Origin of the sequence: Lacicoccus qingdaonensis, from assembly GCF_900101075.1 — a bacterium.
Taxonomy (GTDB): Bacteria; Bacillota; Bacilli; order Staphylococcales; family Salinicoccaceae; genus Lacicoccus; species Lacicoccus qingdaonensis.
On the sequence record NZ_FNFY01000012.1, the window covers coordinates 30,514 to 48,126 of the forward strand.

Here is a 17,613-nt window from a genome sequence, read left to right on the forward strand (position 1 = left end):
GGAAATGGAGGATGACAGAAAAATATGTAGATCTGGGCTATCCCATTTATGAAGGCAGTCCGGTCTTTCCGGGGCTGCCGGAAGTTAAAGTGGAATTGAGAGAAGATAAGGAAAAAGGTGATCACTGGAACGGCAGCGTACTGACAACATATTTGCATGCCGGTACTCATGTAGACGCTCCTTTTCACCATTTCAGTGATGAAAGCGTCGGAATTGACAGCATCCCTGCTGAAAACTTCTTTTATGACAGTCCTTTAATGCTGGATGTACCCGCTCAAAAAGAAAACGACCTGATTACAATTGAACAGCTGCTGGCATATGGCGATCAACTGCAGGAGGCGGATATACTGATATTTAATACACATGCCTACAAGAAAAGGAATGATGACTTTGAATCCTATTCCGACGGATTTTCAACAGTGAGTCCAGAAGCTGCCGAATACATCAGGGAACAGCTGCCAAAAGTGAAAGCTGTAGCAATCGATACACTCAGTATCGAAAATATCCCGATTGGGAAAACCAATGGCTTCAGAACACACAAAGCATTTCTCGATCCAGACAGACCGAATGATACGATATTGATTTATGAAGATGTAAACCTTGAACCGATCGTTGATAAAACCATCAGGAAAATATACTGTACACCGCTCAGAATTGTCGGAAGGGACGCCAGCATATGCAATCCTGTCGCAATCATAGAAAAATAACCTTTATCCATAAACCATATTTCATAATAAAATTATGAAGTATGGTTTTTTAATTTAAATATGATAATAGTTTGTTAACTCTGACAGATAGCGTTTTCATTTCATGGGTGCAAGTGCTTTTATCATGGCCGAGACCACTGGAATCAACTATGGTGTGATCGCGCTCGCAGCAGTTTTACCGGCAATATTGTATTACTTTGCAGTAATTCTGCAGGTCCATTATCGTGCTGGAAAGCGTGATTTGAAGGGGATACCAAGAGCTGACCTTCCCAGAGTAAAAGAAGTACTGATTGAAAGGGGTCATTTACTCCTCCCTATAATCGGACTGATTGTCATGTTATTTATGAACATGCCGATTCCAAGAGCGGCAATATTTACAATATTTCTGACAATCATCGTTGCAACGCTTAGAAAGTCTACACGCATGTCATTCAGGGATATATTTGATGCTATGGCAAACGGGGCCCAGCAGGCGTTGTCAGTAATGATCGCCTGTGCTGTGGTCGGTATTATTATCGGTGTCGTTTCACTTACAGGATTTGGTGCAGTACTGACATCTGCAATTGCAAGTATCGGTGCAGGCTCACTCTTCCTGACACTATTCTTTACGATGATCGCGTCAATGGTGCTAGGGATGGGCCTGCCTTCGATTCCTGCGTATATCATTACAGCCACTATGGCAGCACCTGCTTTGGCAGAATTTGGAGTGCCGGTACTGCTTGCGCATATGTTCGTCTTTTACTTTGGCATCTTTGCAAACGTCACACCTCCTGTTGCACTTGCAGCCTTTGCCGGCGCAGGGGTCTCAGGTGGCGATCCGATGAGAACCGGGTTCCAGGCGTTGAAATTGTCCATAGCCGGTTTCCTTATCCCTTTCATATTCATATATGAACCGGCACTTCTTATGGTCGATATTGAAGGGTTGGCAGCAAACGCACGTGAATATCCGCTCGCAAGCGTGTTCGATATCATCATAGTCGTAATAACCACTGTCATAGGATTGACGGCGTTATCTGCAGGACTTGAAGGGTTCTTTAAAACCCATCTGGGAGCAATCTCCAGATTCGTTCTCATCGCTGCAGCGGTACTTTCCGTAGCACCGGAAACCTTTACAGATATCTCCGGAATTATAATTATAGCAGTCGTTTTGGGATTTAATTATTTCAAATGGAAAAATAAAGAACTGCCCGCAACATAATAAATATAGCCAGCATACCTCATAGTGTATGCTGGCTATAATTTTACATCGATTTTAAATGTCATCCGTCCCTGCCTAAGGAGACTGTTTCCTGTAAAATTAATTGGCAATATAAAATGCATCCTCATATGAGGATGCATTTCTTTAATAGTTTAACCTGCACTCTGTGCTTCTTTATTTTTACCGGTGCCGCCCTTTATTACAAACTGTAAGATAATCAACAGTGCAAAGGCCGGGATACCGATAATATCTGACATCGTACCAGGGTACATTAGAAGCAGTCCTGTCAGGAACGCGATTATTCTGACATACCACGGGATCTTCCTATACCAGTAACCAACCATACTGGCCCCGATGGCGTTCATACCCATCAATGCAGTAATGACGATAAAAGTGACTTCCCAAACGTTTGTATCTATCATTAATATCTCCGGCTGAAGGACGAACATATAAGGAATGATAAATGCGGCTATCGCCAGTTTGACTGCGTTTCCGCCTGTCCGCATCGGCTCTCCACCGGATATCCCAGTTGCCGCAAAAGCGGCAAGAGCAACTGGTGGCGTAATATCTGCCACTATACCAAAGTAAAAGACGAACATATGCGCCGCAAGTACAGGCACTGCAACGTCCAACTGATCATTGAGGGCAAGAATTGCCGGCAGTGCTATCGTCGAGGTAATGATATAGTTTGCTGTAGTTGGTGATCCCATACCTAAAATAATGGAAGCAATCATTGTAAATACCAGCGTCAGTATTAGTTGCATATCCACATTAAATGCAAGAGTTCCAGCAATATCAACGAGCATGTTACCGAATTTTAATCCCAGGCCGGTTCTTGTCACAACACCAACAATGATACCCGCACAAGCTGTAGCCGCTGCCACTCCCAGCGCTGTCCTGGCTCCTGAGGTCAGAGCGACGATAAACTTACTCGGAGTGATTCTTGTATCTTTACGGAACAGACTGACAATAATAGTGATTGCTATACCATAAAGTGCCGTTCTTTCAATACTGAATCCCTGAAACAGAAGCCATACGATTGCTACAATTGGAAGTAATAAATGTATTTTCTTTAAAACTTCTAATTTGTTCGGCAGTTGATCCGACGGCAGCCCGAGCAGACCAATTCGTTTTGCTTCAAAATGAGTGACGATCCAAATTCCTGTGAAGTATAAAAGTGCAGGTATGGTCGCCGCTTTTGCGATATCCCAGTAACTTTCCCCTGCAAATTCAATCATCAGAAAAGCTGCCGCCCCCATAATCGGCGGCATCAGCTGACCACCGGTGGAGGAGGCGGCTTCAACCGCCCCGGCAAAGTTTTTACGATAACCCAATTTTTTCATCATGGGTATAGTATATGAACCTGTTGTTACTGTGTTTGCCACTGAGCTCCCCGAGATTGTACCGTTAAGGGCACTTGAGAATATGGCGACTTTTGCCGGCCCGCCGACACGTTTTCCGGCTATGGCCAAAGCAAGGTCATTGAAATACGTTCCCACTCCGGTTTGTACGAGGAAAGCCCCGAATAACAGGAACAGGAATATATAGGTTGAGGACACCGCTAGTGGTGTACCCAAAATACCTTCAGTTGTGAAGTACATGGAGTTGACCAGCTGGTTCAGACTAAGGCCCCGGTGGGCTAGTCCTCCAGGCATTTGTGGTCCAAAATATGCATAGATAAGAAAAGCGCCGGCTACGATCACAATCGGTAAACCTACGGCTCTTCTTGAAGCTTCCAGGACAAGTAAAATAGCCAAAGCACCGATAACCAATTGAGCTTCGGTGACACCGCCAAGCTGCTGGACTATCGTGTCATAATATACCGGCCAGTATCCGGCTACGATAATGGATAAAACTGCCAGTATATAGTCATACCAGGCAACTTTTCTTTTTGGACCGCCCTTTCTTGCAGGAAACAGCAGAAAGATCAGGACAAGCGCAAAGCCCAGGTGGACCGTACGTTGTACATAGGCCGTGTATTGCCCAAACATACCTGTGTAAATCTGGAATAATGAAAATGCTATAAGTATTAGGAAAACAATGGTGCCAACGATACCGGTAAGATTCCTGGTGTTTGATTCAGTATCATATTTTTCTATCAGTCTATCTTGTTCTTCCTGGGATAATTCTTCTCCTGCTGCCTGTTTCTCTTCTATTCTCTTGTCTTCCTGTTCCTGTGCATTTTGCTCTCCACTCTGTTTTTTTGTATCACTCATGGATCCTCACCCCTTGTATCATTTGCCATAAAGACAATTTATCAATTTTTATGGTAAACCAGGCACCCGGTTCAAAATAATTATTAAACTCTGTAATGTATTCATGATCTGAACCCCATACAAGTCTGTGTTCTGACACTGCCTTACCATTTCTCAGCTTAATTTCAGGAAAAACATTTTCCATATTCTTTATGTGATATCTACCGTCCTCATAAACGAATTCTTCATTCCCCTGTGCGTTGGAAGGCATTCCGATTCCAAACTCCTCATAAACTATCTCATACTGTTGTATATCTTGATTTTCCAAAACAATATACTTTTCCACTACATCAGTTAAGTGAATAGAGTGTGTGAAAATAATCTGGAAAGTACCCCCATCTTCTAACGGTAAGTATGCTTCGATATCACTTGTATTTTCTTCATAAAATGTGAGTGATTGTTTAAAGGGAATAAATAAAATTATTAATACTGTAAAGAGAAGGATGACAGGTAATAGTATTATTAAGAATTTTTTCATGTATCATCCATCCAAAATAAGATTTGCACTCTAAAAGCACTCAAAAAATAAGTATTGACCGGAGCCCATCACATGAATTCGTGATTGACCGCCGGTCATAACATTCATTAATTATGTTTTACTCTGCACTTACGCCCTGCTCATCGAAGTATTTCTGTGCACCTGGATGCATATCTATACCGATACCGTCCAGAGCACTATCGATTGTAATATCTTCAGCTCTCGCATGTGCCATTGAGTCTGTGTTTTCGTAAATAGCTGCTGTGATATCGTATACAGCGTCCTCAGACAAGCTGTCTGATACTGCAATCATTGCAAGTACTGCTACTGTCGTTACATCTTCTTCAATACCGTATGTGCCTGATTCCACAGTGTCTTCAGCATAGAATGGGTACTGTTCAACCAGTTCGTCAATCTTATCCTGTTCGATTGGAAGAATTTTCACATCAACTGTAGCTGTCAATTCTTCTACAGCACCAGTTGGCGTACCACCTGTAATAATCGCTGCATCAATGTTTCCATCTTGAATACCGCCTGTAGATTCACCGAAATCAAGATTTTGAGCTTCAATATCGTCTTCTACACTCAAACCGTGAATTTCAAGAATCTGTTCAGCATTATAGAATGTACCGGAACCCGGTGCACCTACTGAAACTGATTTACCTTCAAGATCTTCAACAGATTCTATACCGGAATCAGCCGTAGTTACAATCTGAACTGTCTCAGGATAAAGTGATCCCAATGCCAACACGTTTTCAACAGCTTCACCTTCAAATGCGCCGCTACCTTCAACAGCCTGAGCGACTGTGTCAGTTTGTACCATTGCAAGATCTGCTTCTCCTGCCTGCAAGTCAACTATGTTATCTGCAGAAGCGTTTGACGAAAGTGCATCTGTTTGAATGCCGGTCTCATCAGTGATGTTTGAAGCCATTTCACCACCAAGTGGATAATACGTACCACTTGTACCACCTGTCAGCAATGTCAGGAAGTCAGGCGTTTCTCCTTCGGCTTCAGCACCGTCTCCGGAATCTTCGCCACCGGATTCTTCTGTACCTTCCGACTCTGCACCATCTTCACCTGAGTCGCCGCCGTTACCACATGCTGCAAGCACCAACATAAACACTAACATTGTAGCCAGTAACCAAAACTTGTTCAATTTCATTTGACATCCCCCTTATATACATTCTTACATGAAATTTTACCTTGTTTCAAAAAATTGTCAATACTCAGTAAACTTTATTGTAAAAAGTATTTTGTAAATCAGCGACCTTAAAATGAAGCGCTTGCATTTCATTATACTGTATTCGTCTTTTAAAATATACAGGTTACAATATAAATTCAATATTTTTATCAGTAATTCTTTCAATTTGATAATATGCGTCAATGTTGCCCGATAACGACGATTATCATTCTCGGTCTATATATTCCTGAAACCAAATTGCTCTTTAGGTTAATCTTTGTTATCATCAATAGGTTATTCATTTAAACGATATAAAAACATTGATTTTCATTTCATGTTTTATAAAATTTTAAGGAGCAGATTAATGAAGGATCCTTCAAGTCCAAGCAGCAAAAAGTTGTCGGGAGTATTTATATATTCAGTTATTATAGTCGCATTACTGGTAATTATCGGTGCAATCAATCCGGACAAGTTCGGGGCGGTTGCCGGTTCCATATCCAATTGGGTGAGTAATTATTTCGGTTGGTACTATATGATCATTACATCCGGAATGTTATTCTTTTGTATTTTTCTCGTATTCAGTCCAATCGGTAAATTAAAGTTGGGTAAACCGCATCATGAACCTGAATTCAGCACACGTTCATGGCTGACAATGCTGTTCAGTGCAGGGATGGGTATCGGTGTTGTATTCTATAGTACGTCAGAACCGATTTCACATTTTTTTACGCCTGCAACCGCAGACCCTGAAACTGAAGAAGCAATGCTTGAAGCCATCAGGGCGACCATTTTCCACTGGGGCGCGCATGCCTGGGGAATGTATGGTGCAGTTGCACTGGCTCTCGCCTATTTTCAGTTCAGAAAAGGGGAGTCGGGACTGCTTTCCAAAACGCTGCGTCCGATACTGGGGGACAGAGTTGACGGTCCGGTCGGCGTTGTCATCGATGTACTGACAGTCTTCGCAACAGTCATCGGGGTCGCAGTCTCCCTCGGAGTCGGGACGACACAGATCAACGGCGGACTGAATTATTTATTCGGTGTGCCGATAAACCTGGCTGCCCAGGGCATGATCATTGCTGCAGTGACCGTCCTTTTTCTGGCAAGTGCCTGGAGCGGTTTAAGTAAAGGCATAAAATATTTAAGCAACCTGAATATGGTGCTGGCAGGAATATTATTAATCGCTATCCTTATATTGGGGCCTACGATGCTGATTTTAAATATGCTGCCGACTGCCGCAGGTGAATATATCAACACGTTTGTTGCAAGAACACTCGATGCAGCGCCGATGAACGATCAGAAAAACGATTGGCTGCAGACATGGACCATCTATTACTGGGCATGGTGGCTCAGCTGGAGCCCATTCGTGGGTATTTTCATCGCCCGTGTGTCAAAAGGCAGGACAGTACGCGAATTCGTTATGGCACTGCTGCTCGTTCCAACGACAATTGGCATCATCTGGTTCACCGTTTTTGGTGTAACAGGCATAGAAGTTGCCAGTAAAGTGCCGGAAATCGTAGAACTTGGCCCTGAGATACAGCTTTTCGCCATATTTAATGAAATGCCGATCAGTGTACCATTGTCTATATTGGCAGTCATCCTTGTTTCGTCATTCTTTATTACTTCTGCCGATTCAGCGACTTTTGTCCTTGGCATGCAGACGTCACACGGTTCATTGCGTCCTTCCGCAAAGCTGAAAATCGTATGGGGGGTTGCACTGTCGTCCATCGCATATGTCCTGCTTCTTTCAGGTGGGGAAACAGGGCTTGAGGCACTGCAGTCTGCGGCAATCATTGCAGCACTGCCGTTCAGCTTCGTCATTATCATGATGATATTGTCATTCTATAAAGATGCGAACGAAGAGCGGAAATATCTCGGTCTGACGCTCACTCCGAATAAACACCGGATGAAAGAATACCTCACAAAAGAAGAGGCAGAGTACCAAAAACAAAAAGATGCCGGTATTGATGAAGAGGATTTATAAAATTCGCTTGTCTGCAGGGAATATATGACTGAATGGATATACAAGCTCTGAACACTGTTTTCTGTCAGGTGTCCAGAGCTTTTTATATTAGTGGATTCATTATTTCCTCCCACGAATTTTGTCCCTTCTATGGCAGTATTCAGAAATAATACAGTGATATTTCAATATTACATTCAACACTCTAAATGTAACTTTATTATTATTGCACTGTAACCTGCTGAGAATAATTCTGTGTTACATTAGGTCATGTCTTGAAATTAAAGGCTGAAAGTGATTTTTAATCTTTAGGATTAATCAAGAATCACTAATAATAACCTAGCTTTTGGAGGAATTTGAATTATGAAGAAAACTATATTAACTACAACTCTAGCTCTTGGCCTGGGTGTTGGCGGCTTGGCAGTCACTGATGATGCAGAAGCTTCAGAGCAGAACATCAATAAAGAAGAACTTGCCGAGAAAGCTCAGAATCATTCAAGTGAATTGGACAACGCACCACTTCATGAAGGTGAATATCACTATAATTTCAATCTGAATCAAGTCGATTATGACTTCCAGTCAGATGGTGTGAACTATACTTGGGCATACAATGGTTATGCTGACCAGTCAGCTGAAAACACAGCAGCCAAAGAGCAGACTTCTGAACAGCCTGCACCACAGGTGACTGAAGAATATGTTCAGGAAGAACAACAAGTTGAAGAGGAAAATGTTGAGCAGGCACAACCTGCAGATCAGGAAACTGAGGAAGCACCAGCTGTAGAAGAACAGCCTGCTGCTCCAGCTCAAAACGCAGAACAGCCTGAACAAAATACTCAGCAGTCAGAATCAGCAGCTGACGGCTCTGTCAAAGAGCAGTTCCATGCTGCCGGTGGTACACAGGCAATGTGGGATTCAATCGTAATGCCTGAATCCAGCGGTGACCCTAATGCAGTCAACCATCTCGGCTACCAAGGTCTTGGTCAGACTAAAGAGTATTGGGGAACTGGTTCTGTTGAAACACAGACTGAAGGTATGATCGACTATGCAAATGAACGTTATGGTTCAGTTTCAGAAGCAATCGAATTCCGTGAAGCAAACAACTGGTGGTAATACCTGAGTAAATGTAAAGCCACATCAGACGGCCGAATAACGGCTGACTGGTGTGGCTTTTTTCATGTTTTATCTTTTTAGAATTTTACCTTGAATAACGGCACTCTTGCCATTATGCATTTTTCCCTCATGTCTCATGGTAATGATTTCTTTCAATTCAATCACATCTGCAGACAAATTCCTCAGATATCCTTCAATTTCATCAACACTGAAAAGCATATCCAGATTTTGAGGGCCGCCTGTCCCGAATTCCAGCTGCTGTATTGAGTAAAGTTCAAACACGACCGTTCCACCGGGCTTGACACAGTTTACCAAGTTGGAAAACATAGTCTCTTTACCTTCTGCCGGTACATGACCGAAAACACTGATACCGACATCGTAAACATTTGATGGAAGCGCATCTTTTATGGTGATATCCTGCAGATTGGCGTCAACCTCAACTCCTTTGGAACCTGCCAGCCGCTTCGTTTTTTCAATACCTTCTTTTGAAAAATCATAAGTGGTGACCTTGTGGCCGAGAGTCGCTAAATAAGCGGCATTTCTTCCTTCTCCTTCAGCAAGCAGGGCAATCTTTGAATCACCTCTGTCATTAAAAACCGAACGGATCCACTCGTTGGGTTCTACTCCATATATATAATCCTCATGTTTAAATTTTTCATCCCAATGATTCATGACAAAGTTCACTTTCCTTTTTAAATATCGTTGGTAACCATTATAAAAGAGAAGTTCTCAGTTTGCACATAAAATACCTGGCAGGGTATTTGACCTGATCTCAATTATTTCATATAATAATTGTGGAGGGTGATGTAAATGATTTTTGAAAATGATAAAACAATATATGATAAAGCGATCATCAACCGTATCAACAGACTGCAGGGTCAGATCAACGGTGCTTTGAAAATGATTGAGGAAGGTAAAGGATGCAGAGAAGTCGTCATGCAGTTGAGCGCTGCAAAAAATGCGCTCAATCGTACAATGAATATCATTGTCAGTGAAAATCTTGTTCAATGTGTAAAAGATACGATGGACAATCCAGATGAAGATACGGATGCTTTAGTAAAAGAGGCCGTCGAATTGCTTAATAAAAGCAGATGATTTCATCTGCTTTTTATTTATAATAATAAATACCCCATACCGTATTTGACAAACAATAAAAGATCTTGTAATATACCTACTAGGGTATATTAAATTGGAGGTAGGTTTATAATATGAACAATGATAAGGAAATTCGGAATATAAATGATGCGGATGAATTGGTGCGTCAAGGCGAGTTTATCCTGGATGTCAGGGAACCGCTGGAATATGAAATCGGGCATATCTCTTCGGCACAAAATATTCCCCTCGGGGAACTTGAAAGACGGCTTGCAGAAGTGCCGAAAGACCGGAAAATATACGTCTATTGCCAACGTGGATCTCGCAGTCAGAAGGCAGCAGACATACTGAAACAGAACAGCTTTGAGGCGGTGAACCTTGAAAATGGATTTGCTTCCTATAATCAGACATCCGACGATGCCGGAAGTGGACACAAGAAAACCCGTCTGGACCCTGACAGGATGAAAATTGAAGCCAGTGGTCTTCAATGTCCCGGTCCGTTAATCAAAGTCAACAGTGCAATGGAACAATTGAATTCAGGAGAACAGATGGAAATCATTGTGACCGATTTCGGTTTCAGCACTGACGTCGAAGCCTGGGCCAAAAAGTCAGGCAATACTATATTGAGAAATGAAAGAACAGGAGATAAACTTTCCGTAGTACTTCAAAAGAATAATCCACAGACCATAAAGAATTCTGAAGGACACCAGATGGTTGAAACGAAAGACGGGGCAACAATGGTCGTTTTCAGCGGTGACATGGATAAGGCACTTGCTTCATTCATTATTGCCGCCGGCGCTAAAAGCATGGGTAAAGAAGTGACGATGTTCTTTACATTCTGGGGATTGAATGTCATCAAAGACCCCAAAGCACCTGTAAAAAACAAAAAAGGTCTGGATAAGGCATTCAGCATGATGATGCCGAAATCGGCTTCCAAACTGCCGATTTCCAATATGAATATGTTTGGGCTCGGACAAAAAATGATCAAGTATGTCATGCAGAAGAAAAAAGTGGATGCTTTGTCGGAAATGATCAAAAAAGCGGATGAACTCGGTGTTAAAATGGTCGCCTGTACCATGAGCATGGATATTATGGCAATTGACAGCGACGAGCTGCTGCCAAATGTAAATTTTGGTGGTGTCGGAACGTATCTGGGTGATACTGAAAATGCCAACCTCAACCTTTTCATCTAAAGTAACATCAAACATAAAAAATCAAAATTTAAGGAGTGTATATAATGTTTTTCAAACAATTTTATGACCAGAAACTCTCACAGTCTTCCTATATGGTAGCCTGTCAGCAGACGAATGAAGCGATAATCATCGACCCAAAACGTGTGCTTGATGATTACGAAGAAGTCGCAAAAGCTGAAGGCTTCAATATTGTCCAGGCAACAGAAACGCATATACATGCAGATTTTGCTTCAGGTCTGCGCGATGCCGCAAAACGATTTGGAGCAAAGCTATATGTTTCAGACGAAGGGGACGAAGATTGGAAATATCAAAACGTCCCTGAAAACACAGTCTTCCTCACAGAAGGGGATGTCATCAACGTCGGCCATGTAGAACTCAAGGTCATTCACACACCGGGGCATACACCTGAGAGCATATCATTTGTACTGACAGACCGCGGCGGAGGAAGTGATGAGCCGATGGGCATCTTCACCGGGGACTTCATGTTCGTCGGTGATATCGGGCGGCCTGACCTGCTTGAAGAAGCCGCAAATATGGAAGGTACAACGGAAGAAGGGGCCAATGCCATGTTTGATTCTTTAAGAAAGATGGAAGGTTACCCTGATTTCATGCAGATATGGCCGGGACACGGTGCAGGAAGCGCATGTGGTAAATCCCTGGGTGCAGTACCTTTATCCACTCTCGGTTATGAACTCAAGAATAACTGGGTATTCGAGTATGAGGACAAAGGTGCATTCATCACAGAACTGACCAGAGATCAGCCGGAGCCCCCGACGTATTTCGCACAAATGAAAAAGGTCAACAAAGAAGGGCTGCCGGAATTCAAAGTCAGGGAAGTGACGGTCGGAACGCCGGATACACTTCCCGGGCAGGTGTTCGACTTGAGAAGTAAAGAAGACTTTAAAAAAAGATTCAAAAAAGGGGCGATCAATGTTCCTTATAACCAAAATTTTCTGCAGTTTGCAGGATGGTATATCGATTATGACCAGCCGATGACAGTCATTGGCAACCCGAAAGACAGCAAAGAACTGCAGGAAGACCTCGCTTCCATCGGTTTTGATCACCTTGAACTCATTGTACCGTCTGATGAGGCTGAAAAGTATTCCGATGATTCCTATGAAAACATCTCGCCAAATGATATTGTCAACAACCATAAAGAATTCAATATCCTCGATGTGCGTTCCCTTTCCGAATATAACTCAGGAAACCTCGAGAATGCGGAACATCTTCATTTCGGACAGCTCGGTAAAAAAGATGTGCCGTTTGATAAAAATGATAAAATTTATGTCCACTGCCAATCCGGTGTACGTTCCGCCATTGCAGCAAGTGTACTCAAAGCCAACGGTTTCGATGATATCGTCAATATCGAAAAAGGATATGCAGGCATTAAAGAAGCGATGAAATAATGGATATTTCATTCATCATCGTCATATTTCTGATTGGTTTTATCGGTTCTTTCATTTCTGGTATGGTGGGCATCGGCGGTTCCATCATCAAATACCCGATGCTTCTTTATATCCCTTCTGTGCTCGGTTTCGCCGCATTCACTTCGCATGAAGTGGCAGGGATCAGCGCAGTGCAGGTGTTTTTCGCCACTATCAGCGGTGTCTGGGCTTATAAAAACAGCGGCTATCTCAATATGAAGCTGATCATCTATATGGGAACTGCGATATTAGCTGGCAGTCTTGCAGGAGGATATGGTTCCGAGTTTCTAGCCGAAAACCATGTGGATGCTGTATATGCCGTCCTTGCAACGATTGCCGCTGTAATGATGTTCTTGCCGAAAAAAGAAATACCATTTTCACCTGGAGAGAGACTGAACTTTAATGCGCCTCTTGCGGCCGGCCTCGCTCTCATAACGGGGGTAGCGGCAGGTATAGTCGGTGCGGCCGGCGCTTTCATACTGGTACCGATTATGCTGGTCGTCCTTAAGATACCCACGCGGGTGACGATTGCCACCAGCCTGGCTGTGACGTTCATCTCTTCCATCGGCACTACCGTCGGAAAGATTGTCACCGATCAGGTATTATACGGACCGGCAGTGATAATGATCATCGCCAGTCTGATTGCCGCACCGCTCGGAGCCAAAGCCGGCCAGAAGATGAATGTAAAAATACTTCAATGGGTACTCGCACTGCTCATTTTGGCAACTGCAGTAAAAATATGGTCCGAAATTCTCATATAATATAGTACAAAAGGATGGTCCAAAATTTTTGGATCATCCTTTTCATTACAAGCCAGTCTGATAATGTGAACATTAATGACATATGGGTAAGACCGGTCTGAGATGCAGACTTCTGCCCATTAGAAATCAGCTTTCCAGATGTCTGTAGAGTGTCGCCCTGCTGATATTCGTGTGCTCTTTGATTTCATCCAGTGTATATTCTTTTGACATATACATTTCAACCGCTTTTTTAATATTGTCATCGCTTCTCTTCGGTCTGCCCATCTTTTTCCCGTCTTTGATCGCTTTATTGAGTCCTAATTGTGTTCTGAATTTGACAACATCGCTTTGGAAAGCAGATATCTCATTCAACACCTGTTCGAAAGTATATTGAGAATCAGGTGAAATTGAAATGCCCGGATTAAGGACTTCTATATGAACCGATTTTTTACTGCATACAAATATAATATCTGCGAGATGTTTTGTTGAATCTGCCAATATACACAGGTCAGTGACAATCAGTTCATCATTTTCCTGCAAAATCTGATCGAGGAGGGTATCCAGCTGATGTCTTCTTTTATTTTCTGCATGTTCCTCTATATGAATATCATTTGTGAGTTTTTTTATTTTCCCTTTTTGGCCGGCAATTTCATCATATAATTCAATCGGCCGGATATAACCATATTTCATTTGTTTCCACTCCTGTCTTTACAATATTATAACATTATTTTTCAGTTTTAGTTCTCAAAACGGGTAGACTTATGAAACTGTTCTGTTATACTTGCTTTAGTTATTTAATAGATTAGGAAGTGTATTTATGGTTGAAAAATTTAAAAGGGAATGGCTGACGGCACCGGGCACTAATATTTTGGCCGGCATTGTTGTTGCTCTGGCATTAATACCGGAAGCCATCGCATTCTCAATCATTGCCGGGGTCGATCCGATGGTTGGATTATACGCCTCATTTCTTATTGCCGTCATAATATCCTTCGTCGGCGGACGACCTGCAATGATATCAGCTGCCACTGGAGCTATCGCACTGCTCGTTACCCCTCTGGTCAGCGAGTACGGTGTGGATTATCTGCTTGCAGCGACGATACTGATGGGTGTCATTCAAATTATATTAGGTATCCTCAAAGTCGGCAAACTGATGAAATTCATCCCTAATTCGGTGATGATCGGTTTCGTCAACGCGCTTGCAATTATGATTTTCATGTCACAGTTGGAACATATTTTTGGAATATCAATAGATACATATATTTATGTCATCATTACGTTATTTATCGTATATGTCGTACCAAGATTTTTCAAAAAAATACCGGCACCGTTGATCGCACTTGTCGTTCTGACAAGTATTTATCTCATCTTCGGTTCAAATGTCGGAACGGTGGGTGATTTGGGGGACATCGATCGTTCTCTGCCGAGTTTCTTCCTGCCGGATGTGCCGTTTACGATGGAAACGTTGATGATCATCCTGCCATACTCAGTTTCGATGGCACTTGTCGGCCTGGTTGAAAGTCTGCTGACCGCAAGAATCGTCGATAATGCGACAGATACATACAGCAGTAAGAACAGGGAATCACGCGGTCAGGGTATCGCCAACTTCGTCACCGGTTTCTTCGGCGGCATGGGCGGCTGTGCAATGATCGGACAGTCCGTCATAAACGTCAGGTCCGGTGCCACAACAAGGTTATCCACTTTCACGGCGGGTGTTTTCCTGATGTTTCTCATTATCGTACTGGGCGAATGGGTCGTACAAATACCGATGCCGATTTTAGCAGGTATCATGGTAATGGTATCCATCGGTACATTCGACTGGGGCTCTTTCAGATTCCTTCAAAAGGCACCGCGTACTGACGCATTTGTTATGCTGATTACAGTCATCATTGTTTTAATGACTGACAACCTGGCAATCGGTGTCATCGTCGGTGTCGTATTCAGTGCTCTGTTCTTTGCGACCAAAATTTCAAAAGTCGATGTGCATTTGGAAGAATTGGCCGACACAGTCACTTTGCGTTTTGCAGGACAGATTTTCTTTGCATCAATCGATACGACAATCGAGCAGATTGAGTTCAAGAAATATGATAAACCGGTTCAGCTGGATTTCTCACGGGCTCACTTATGGGATGATTCCGCAGTGGACGCGGTCGATACGATTGTCAGAAAGTTTGAAGAGAAAGGGAACACCGTTTATGTCCACCAGTTGAATGCAGACAGTCGTAAAATTGTTAAAGAACTGAGTCAGATCAACGAACAACATTTAACTTAATACAAGGGGAGAACATATATGTATAAAAACATTTTGCTTGCAGCAGACGGTTCTGATAACAGCTTCAGGGCTGCTGAAGAAAGTTTAAATTTCATCAATGGTGAGACAGAAATCACCATAATTAATGTGATTGATGCAGAGACTTCCAAAAATGACGTGCTGCACAGCAGCCCCTCTGAGAGCATCATCCATAAACGGAAAGAAAAGCTGGCAAAGATTGTTGAGCTGTATGAAACTAATAAAATCTCCTGCAATATTCGTTTCGAACACGGCACTCCAAATGAAACGGTCGTTTCAGCAGCCAACAGCGGTTCATATCAATTGGTGGTCCTCGGCAGCAGAGGGCTGAATACACTGCAGGAAATGGTCATGGGGAGTGTCAGCCATAAAGTCGCCAAACGCTCGAACATTCCTGTAGTCATCGTCAAATAGGCAGAACAATGCTTCTATAATATTTATATGTATGAATAAAAACAGTCCGTCAGATTTGACGGACTGTTTTTTTAATGGGTTTTTATTTTAATCAATCTCCGGGTTTTACTTCTTCTTTCAATCTGAAAGAAAGTATAAATCCGAGGAAGGATGCGACACCTGCAACGATAAAGGATACATTCACGCCATGAATGGTACCTTCCACACCATCTGATGGGATGGCGGCAGTACTCATGACCGTTACAAGAATCGCTGTGCCGATCGCACCTGACACCTGCCGGAATGTATTATTCACAGCCGTACCATGTGATATCAGATCATTCGGCAGCTGGTTGAGCGCCAATGTCGTCATCGGCATCATGACCATCGATATGGACATCATACGCAGTGCATGCATGGTCGCCAGATAACTGAAACTGGTCTCTGCACTCAAGTCTATGAATCCAAAGGTCGTGACTGCAAGTAAGAACATTCCGATTCTCGCAAGCCACTTTCCGCCAAATCTGTCAAAAAGATAGCCGGTGATCGGACTTGAAAAGCCCATGATTATCGCTCCCGGCAACAGAACCAGTCCGGATTCCAGTGCTGAGAAACCCGCCATATTCTGCATGTAGAGCGGAAGTATCACATTTGTACCGATCATCGCAGCAAAGACGACCATGCCGAGTGCTGTCGCCAGGCTGAATGTCTTGTTCTGAAACACTCTGAATTCGAGCAGCGGTTCTTTCAGTTTCAACTGTCTCGTTATAAAGAAGTAGAGAATCAATCCGCCGCCGATTACAGTCAGCAGTACCTGCCAGCTGAGCCAGCCGGTATCACCTGCGACACTGAATCCGTATAAGATACCGCCGAATCCGAGCGTGGAAAGTATGATGGATGTGACATCCACTTTTGGATTTTTAAGTTCTGTTACGTTTCTGAGCAGGAAGTATGCGGCAATGATATCGATGACAGCAATCGGCAGCACAACAATGAAGACACTTCGCCAAGGGAACTGGTCGACCAGAAATCCTGACAGACTCGGCCCGATTGCCGGTGCAAAAGCGATAATCAGACCGAACAGCCCCATGGCAGTCCCTCTTCTGTTAACCGGGAAAGACAGGAAAAGTATCGTCTGCATCAAAGGCATCATGATACCCGCACCTGATGCCTGAAGCACACGGCCGGCCATAAGTATAGAAAAACTCGGTGCAATGGCACATAATAATGTACCAAGTGTAAATAATCCCATCGCAGTCAAAAACAGTCTGCGTGTAGTAAATTTATCAATTAAAAAAGCCGTAACAGGAATCATGATCCCGTTGACCAGCATAAATATAGATTGCAGCCACTGAGCAGTACTGCCGCTTAAATTAAGATCATTCATTATAGGCGGAAGGGCTGTGCCAAGAAGTGTCTGGTTCAAAATTGTGACGAAAGCACCTGACAGCAGAACGACGAGGAGCGGCAGGTTCTTTTTAAAATCAAATGAATCTGAGTTTGACATACAATCCAGCCTTCTAATTAATATTTGTAAAATACATCAATGAAATATGATAGCACAATTTATATATATATTATACTAATTGATATATAATCTTA

Annotated in this window: 16 protein-coding genes; 10 read left to right on the forward strand and 6 right to left on the reverse strand. The window is 42.9% G+C overall.

The genetic code is table 11. The annotated features are described in order from the left end of the window. Positions 1-11: 11 nt before the first annotated feature. Together BLR15_RS07890 and BLR15_RS07895 are read left to right on the forward strand one after the other, a co-directional pair. Positions 12-707, forward strand: a complete 696-nt coding sequence (locus BLR15_RS07890; RefSeq protein ID WP_092986343.1) for a cyclase family protein — start codon at positions 12-14, stop codon at positions 705-707. Positions 708-810: 103 nt separating this feature from the next. Further along, positions 811-1,905 carry a TRAP transporter permease gene (locus BLR15_RS07895; protein ID WP_092986345.1) on the forward strand — a complete coding sequence of 365 codons (1,095 nt, stop codon included), beginning with the start codon at positions 811-813 and terminating at the stop codon, positions 1,903-1,905. A gap of 152 nt (positions 1,906-2,057) precedes the next feature. On the opposite strand, the gene BLR15_RS07900 is transcribed toward BLR15_RS07895, so the two are convergent. From BLR15_RS07900 to BLR15_RS07910, 3 genes are all read right to left on the reverse strand, one after another. Then, entirely contained in the window at positions 2,058-4,121 is a 2,064-nt protein-coding gene (locus BLR15_RS07900) for a TRAP transporter permease (RefSeq protein WP_092986347.1), read from the reverse strand. After that, complete coding sequence (locus BLR15_RS07905) at positions 4,114-4,638, reverse strand: DUF1850 domain-containing protein (protein ID WP_092986349.1); 525 nt, start codon at positions 4,636-4,638, stop codon at positions 4,114-4,116. The genes BLR15_RS07900 and BLR15_RS07905 overlap by 8 nt, the downstream gene beginning before the upstream one ends. 118 nt (positions 4,639-4,756) lie before the next feature. Beyond that, the gene (locus tag BLR15_RS07910) at positions 4,757-5,800 is read right to left on the reverse strand and encodes a TAXI family TRAP transporter solute-binding subunit (RefSeq protein ID WP_092986351.1); all 1,044 of its coding nucleotides are present in this window, start codon (positions 5,798-5,800) and stop codon (positions 4,757-4,759) included. Positions 5,801-6,182: 382 nt separating this feature from the next. On the opposite strand from BLR15_RS07910, the gene BLR15_RS07915 reads away from it, so the two are divergent. Both BLR15_RS07915 and BLR15_RS07920 read left to right on the forward strand, forming a co-directional pair. Continuing rightward, complete coding sequence (locus BLR15_RS07915; protein WP_092986353.1) at positions 6,183-7,796, forward strand: BCCT family transporter; 1,614 nt, start codon at positions 6,183-6,185, stop codon at positions 7,794-7,796. Between the two features lie 339 nt (positions 7,797-8,135). After that, positions 8,136-8,882 carry an aggregation-promoting factor C-terminal-like domain-containing protein gene (locus BLR15_RS07920; protein WP_092986355.1) on the forward strand — a complete coding sequence of 249 codons (747 nt, stop codon included), beginning with the start codon at positions 8,136-8,138 and terminating at the stop codon, positions 8,880-8,882. Between the two features lie 69 nt (positions 8,883-8,951). Here the strand turns inward: BLR15_RS07920 and BLR15_RS07925 are convergent, their stop codons facing one another. Continuing rightward, the gene (locus tag BLR15_RS07925; RefSeq protein WP_092986357.1) at positions 8,952-9,554 is read right to left on the reverse strand and encodes a class I SAM-dependent methyltransferase; all 603 of its coding nucleotides are present in this window, start codon (positions 9,552-9,554) and stop codon (positions 8,952-8,954) included. A 138-nt stretch (positions 9,555-9,692) separates the two neighbouring features. Between BLR15_RS07925 and BLR15_RS07930 the strand changes: the two genes are divergently transcribed. From BLR15_RS07930 to BLR15_RS07945, 4 genes are all read left to right on the forward strand, one after another. Continuing rightward, positions 9,693-9,977, forward strand: coding sequence for a metal-sensing transcriptional repressor (locus BLR15_RS07930; protein WP_092986359.1), 285 nt, complete (start codon positions 9,693-9,695; stop codon positions 9,975-9,977). A 113-nt stretch (positions 9,978-10,090) separates the two neighbouring features. Beyond that, entirely contained in the window at positions 10,091-11,167 is a 1,077-nt protein-coding gene (locus BLR15_RS07935; protein WP_092986361.1) for a DsrE/DsrF/DrsH-like family protein, read from the forward strand. Between the two features lie 44 nt (positions 11,168-11,211). After that, a complete protein-coding gene (locus BLR15_RS07940; protein ID WP_092986363.1) occupies positions 11,212-12,573 on the forward strand; it encodes an MBL fold metallo-hydrolase in 1,362 nt (453 codons plus the stop codon). Further along, on the forward strand, positions 12,573-13,352 hold the full coding sequence (locus BLR15_RS07945; RefSeq protein ID WP_092986365.1) for a sulfite exporter TauE/SafE family protein: 780 nt from the start codon (positions 12,573-12,575) through the stop codon (positions 13,350-13,352). Before BLR15_RS07940 ends, BLR15_RS07945 begins: the two co-directional genes overlap by 1 nt. A gap of 126 nt (positions 13,353-13,478) precedes the next feature. On the opposite strand, the gene BLR15_RS07950 is transcribed toward BLR15_RS07945, so the two are convergent. Continuing rightward, positions 13,479-14,021, reverse strand: coding sequence for a recombinase family protein (locus tag BLR15_RS07950; RefSeq protein WP_176754097.1), 543 nt, complete (start codon positions 14,019-14,021; stop codon positions 13,479-13,481). 127 nt (positions 14,022-14,148) lie between these two features. Between BLR15_RS07950 and BLR15_RS07955 the strand changes: the two genes are divergently transcribed. Both BLR15_RS07955 and BLR15_RS07960 read left to right on the forward strand, forming a co-directional pair. Continuing rightward, positions 14,149-15,600: a SulP family inorganic anion transporter gene (locus tag BLR15_RS07955; protein WP_092986367.1), complete on the forward strand. Its 1,452-nt coding sequence runs from the start codon at positions 14,149-14,151 to the stop codon at positions 15,598-15,600. A gap of 18 nt (positions 15,601-15,618) precedes the next feature. Next, positions 15,619-16,032 (forward strand): universal stress protein, encoded by a 414-nt coding sequence (locus tag BLR15_RS07960; RefSeq protein WP_092986369.1) that lies wholly within the window; start codon positions 15,619-15,621, stop codon positions 16,030-16,032. 91 nt (positions 16,033-16,123) lie between these two features. On the opposite strand, the gene BLR15_RS07965 is transcribed toward BLR15_RS07960, so the two are convergent. Next, positions 16,124-17,518, reverse strand: a complete 1,395-nt coding sequence (locus BLR15_RS07965) for an MDR family MFS transporter (protein WP_092986371.1) — start codon at positions 17,516-17,518, stop codon at positions 16,124-16,126. Between the last annotated feature and the right edge of the window lie 95 nt (positions 17,519-17,613).

What these genes read in the sequence shown, in the direction of transcription:
- BLR15_RS07890 (WP_092986343.1), top strand. Translation starts at nt 12, where the DNA reads ATGACAGAAAAATATGTAGATCTGGGCTATCCCATTTATGAAGGCAGT.
- BLR15_RS07895 (WP_092986345.1), top strand. Translation starts at nt 811, where the DNA reads ATGGGTGCAAGTGCTTTTATCATGGCCGAGACCACTGGAATCAACTAT.
- BLR15_RS07900 (WP_092986347.1), bottom strand. Translation starts at nt 4,121, where the DNA reads ATGAGTGATACAAAAAAACAGAGTGGAGAGCAAAATGCACAGGAACAG.
- BLR15_RS07905 (WP_092986349.1), bottom strand. Translation starts at nt 4,638, where the DNA reads ATGAAAAAATTCTTAATAATACTATTACCTGTCATCCTTCTCTTTACA.
- BLR15_RS07910 (WP_092986351.1), bottom strand. Translation starts at nt 5,800, where the DNA reads ATGAAATTGAACAAGTTTTGGTTACTGGCTACAATGTTAGTGTTTATG.
- BLR15_RS07915 (WP_092986353.1), top strand. Translation starts at nt 6,183, where the DNA reads ATGAAGGATCCTTCAAGTCCAAGCAGCAAAAAGTTGTCGGGAGTATTT.
- BLR15_RS07920 (WP_092986355.1), top strand. Translation starts at nt 8,136, where the DNA reads ATGAAGAAAACTATATTAACTACAACTCTAGCTCTTGGCCTGGGTGTT.
- BLR15_RS07925 (WP_092986357.1), bottom strand. Translation starts at nt 9,554, where the DNA reads ATGAATCATTGGGATGAAAAATTTAAACATGAGGATTATATATATGGA.
- BLR15_RS07930 (WP_092986359.1), top strand. Translation starts at nt 9,693, where the DNA reads ATGATTTTTGAAAATGATAAAACAATATATGATAAAGCGATCATCAAC.
- BLR15_RS07935 (WP_092986361.1), top strand. Translation starts at nt 10,091, where the DNA reads ATGAACAATGATAAGGAAATTCGGAATATAAATGATGCGGATGAATTG.
- BLR15_RS07940 (WP_092986363.1), top strand. Translation starts at nt 11,212, where the DNA reads ATGTTTTTCAAACAATTTTATGACCAGAAACTCTCACAGTCTTCCTAT.
- BLR15_RS07945 (WP_092986365.1), top strand. Translation starts at nt 12,573, where the DNA reads ATGGATATTTCATTCATCATCGTCATATTTCTGATTGGTTTTATCGGT.
- BLR15_RS07950 (WP_176754097.1), bottom strand. Translation starts at nt 14,021, where the DNA reads ATGAAATATGGTTATATCCGGCCGATTGAATTATATGATGAAATTGCC.
- BLR15_RS07955 (WP_092986367.1), top strand. Translation starts at nt 14,149, where the DNA reads ATGGTTGAAAAATTTAAAAGGGAATGGCTGACGGCACCGGGCACTAAT.
- BLR15_RS07960 (WP_092986369.1), top strand. Translation starts at nt 15,619, where the DNA reads ATGTATAAAAACATTTTGCTTGCAGCAGACGGTTCTGATAACAGCTTC.
- BLR15_RS07965 (WP_092986371.1), bottom strand. Translation starts at nt 17,518, where the DNA reads ATGTCAAACTCAGATTCATTTGATTTTAAAAAGAACCTGCCGCTCCTC.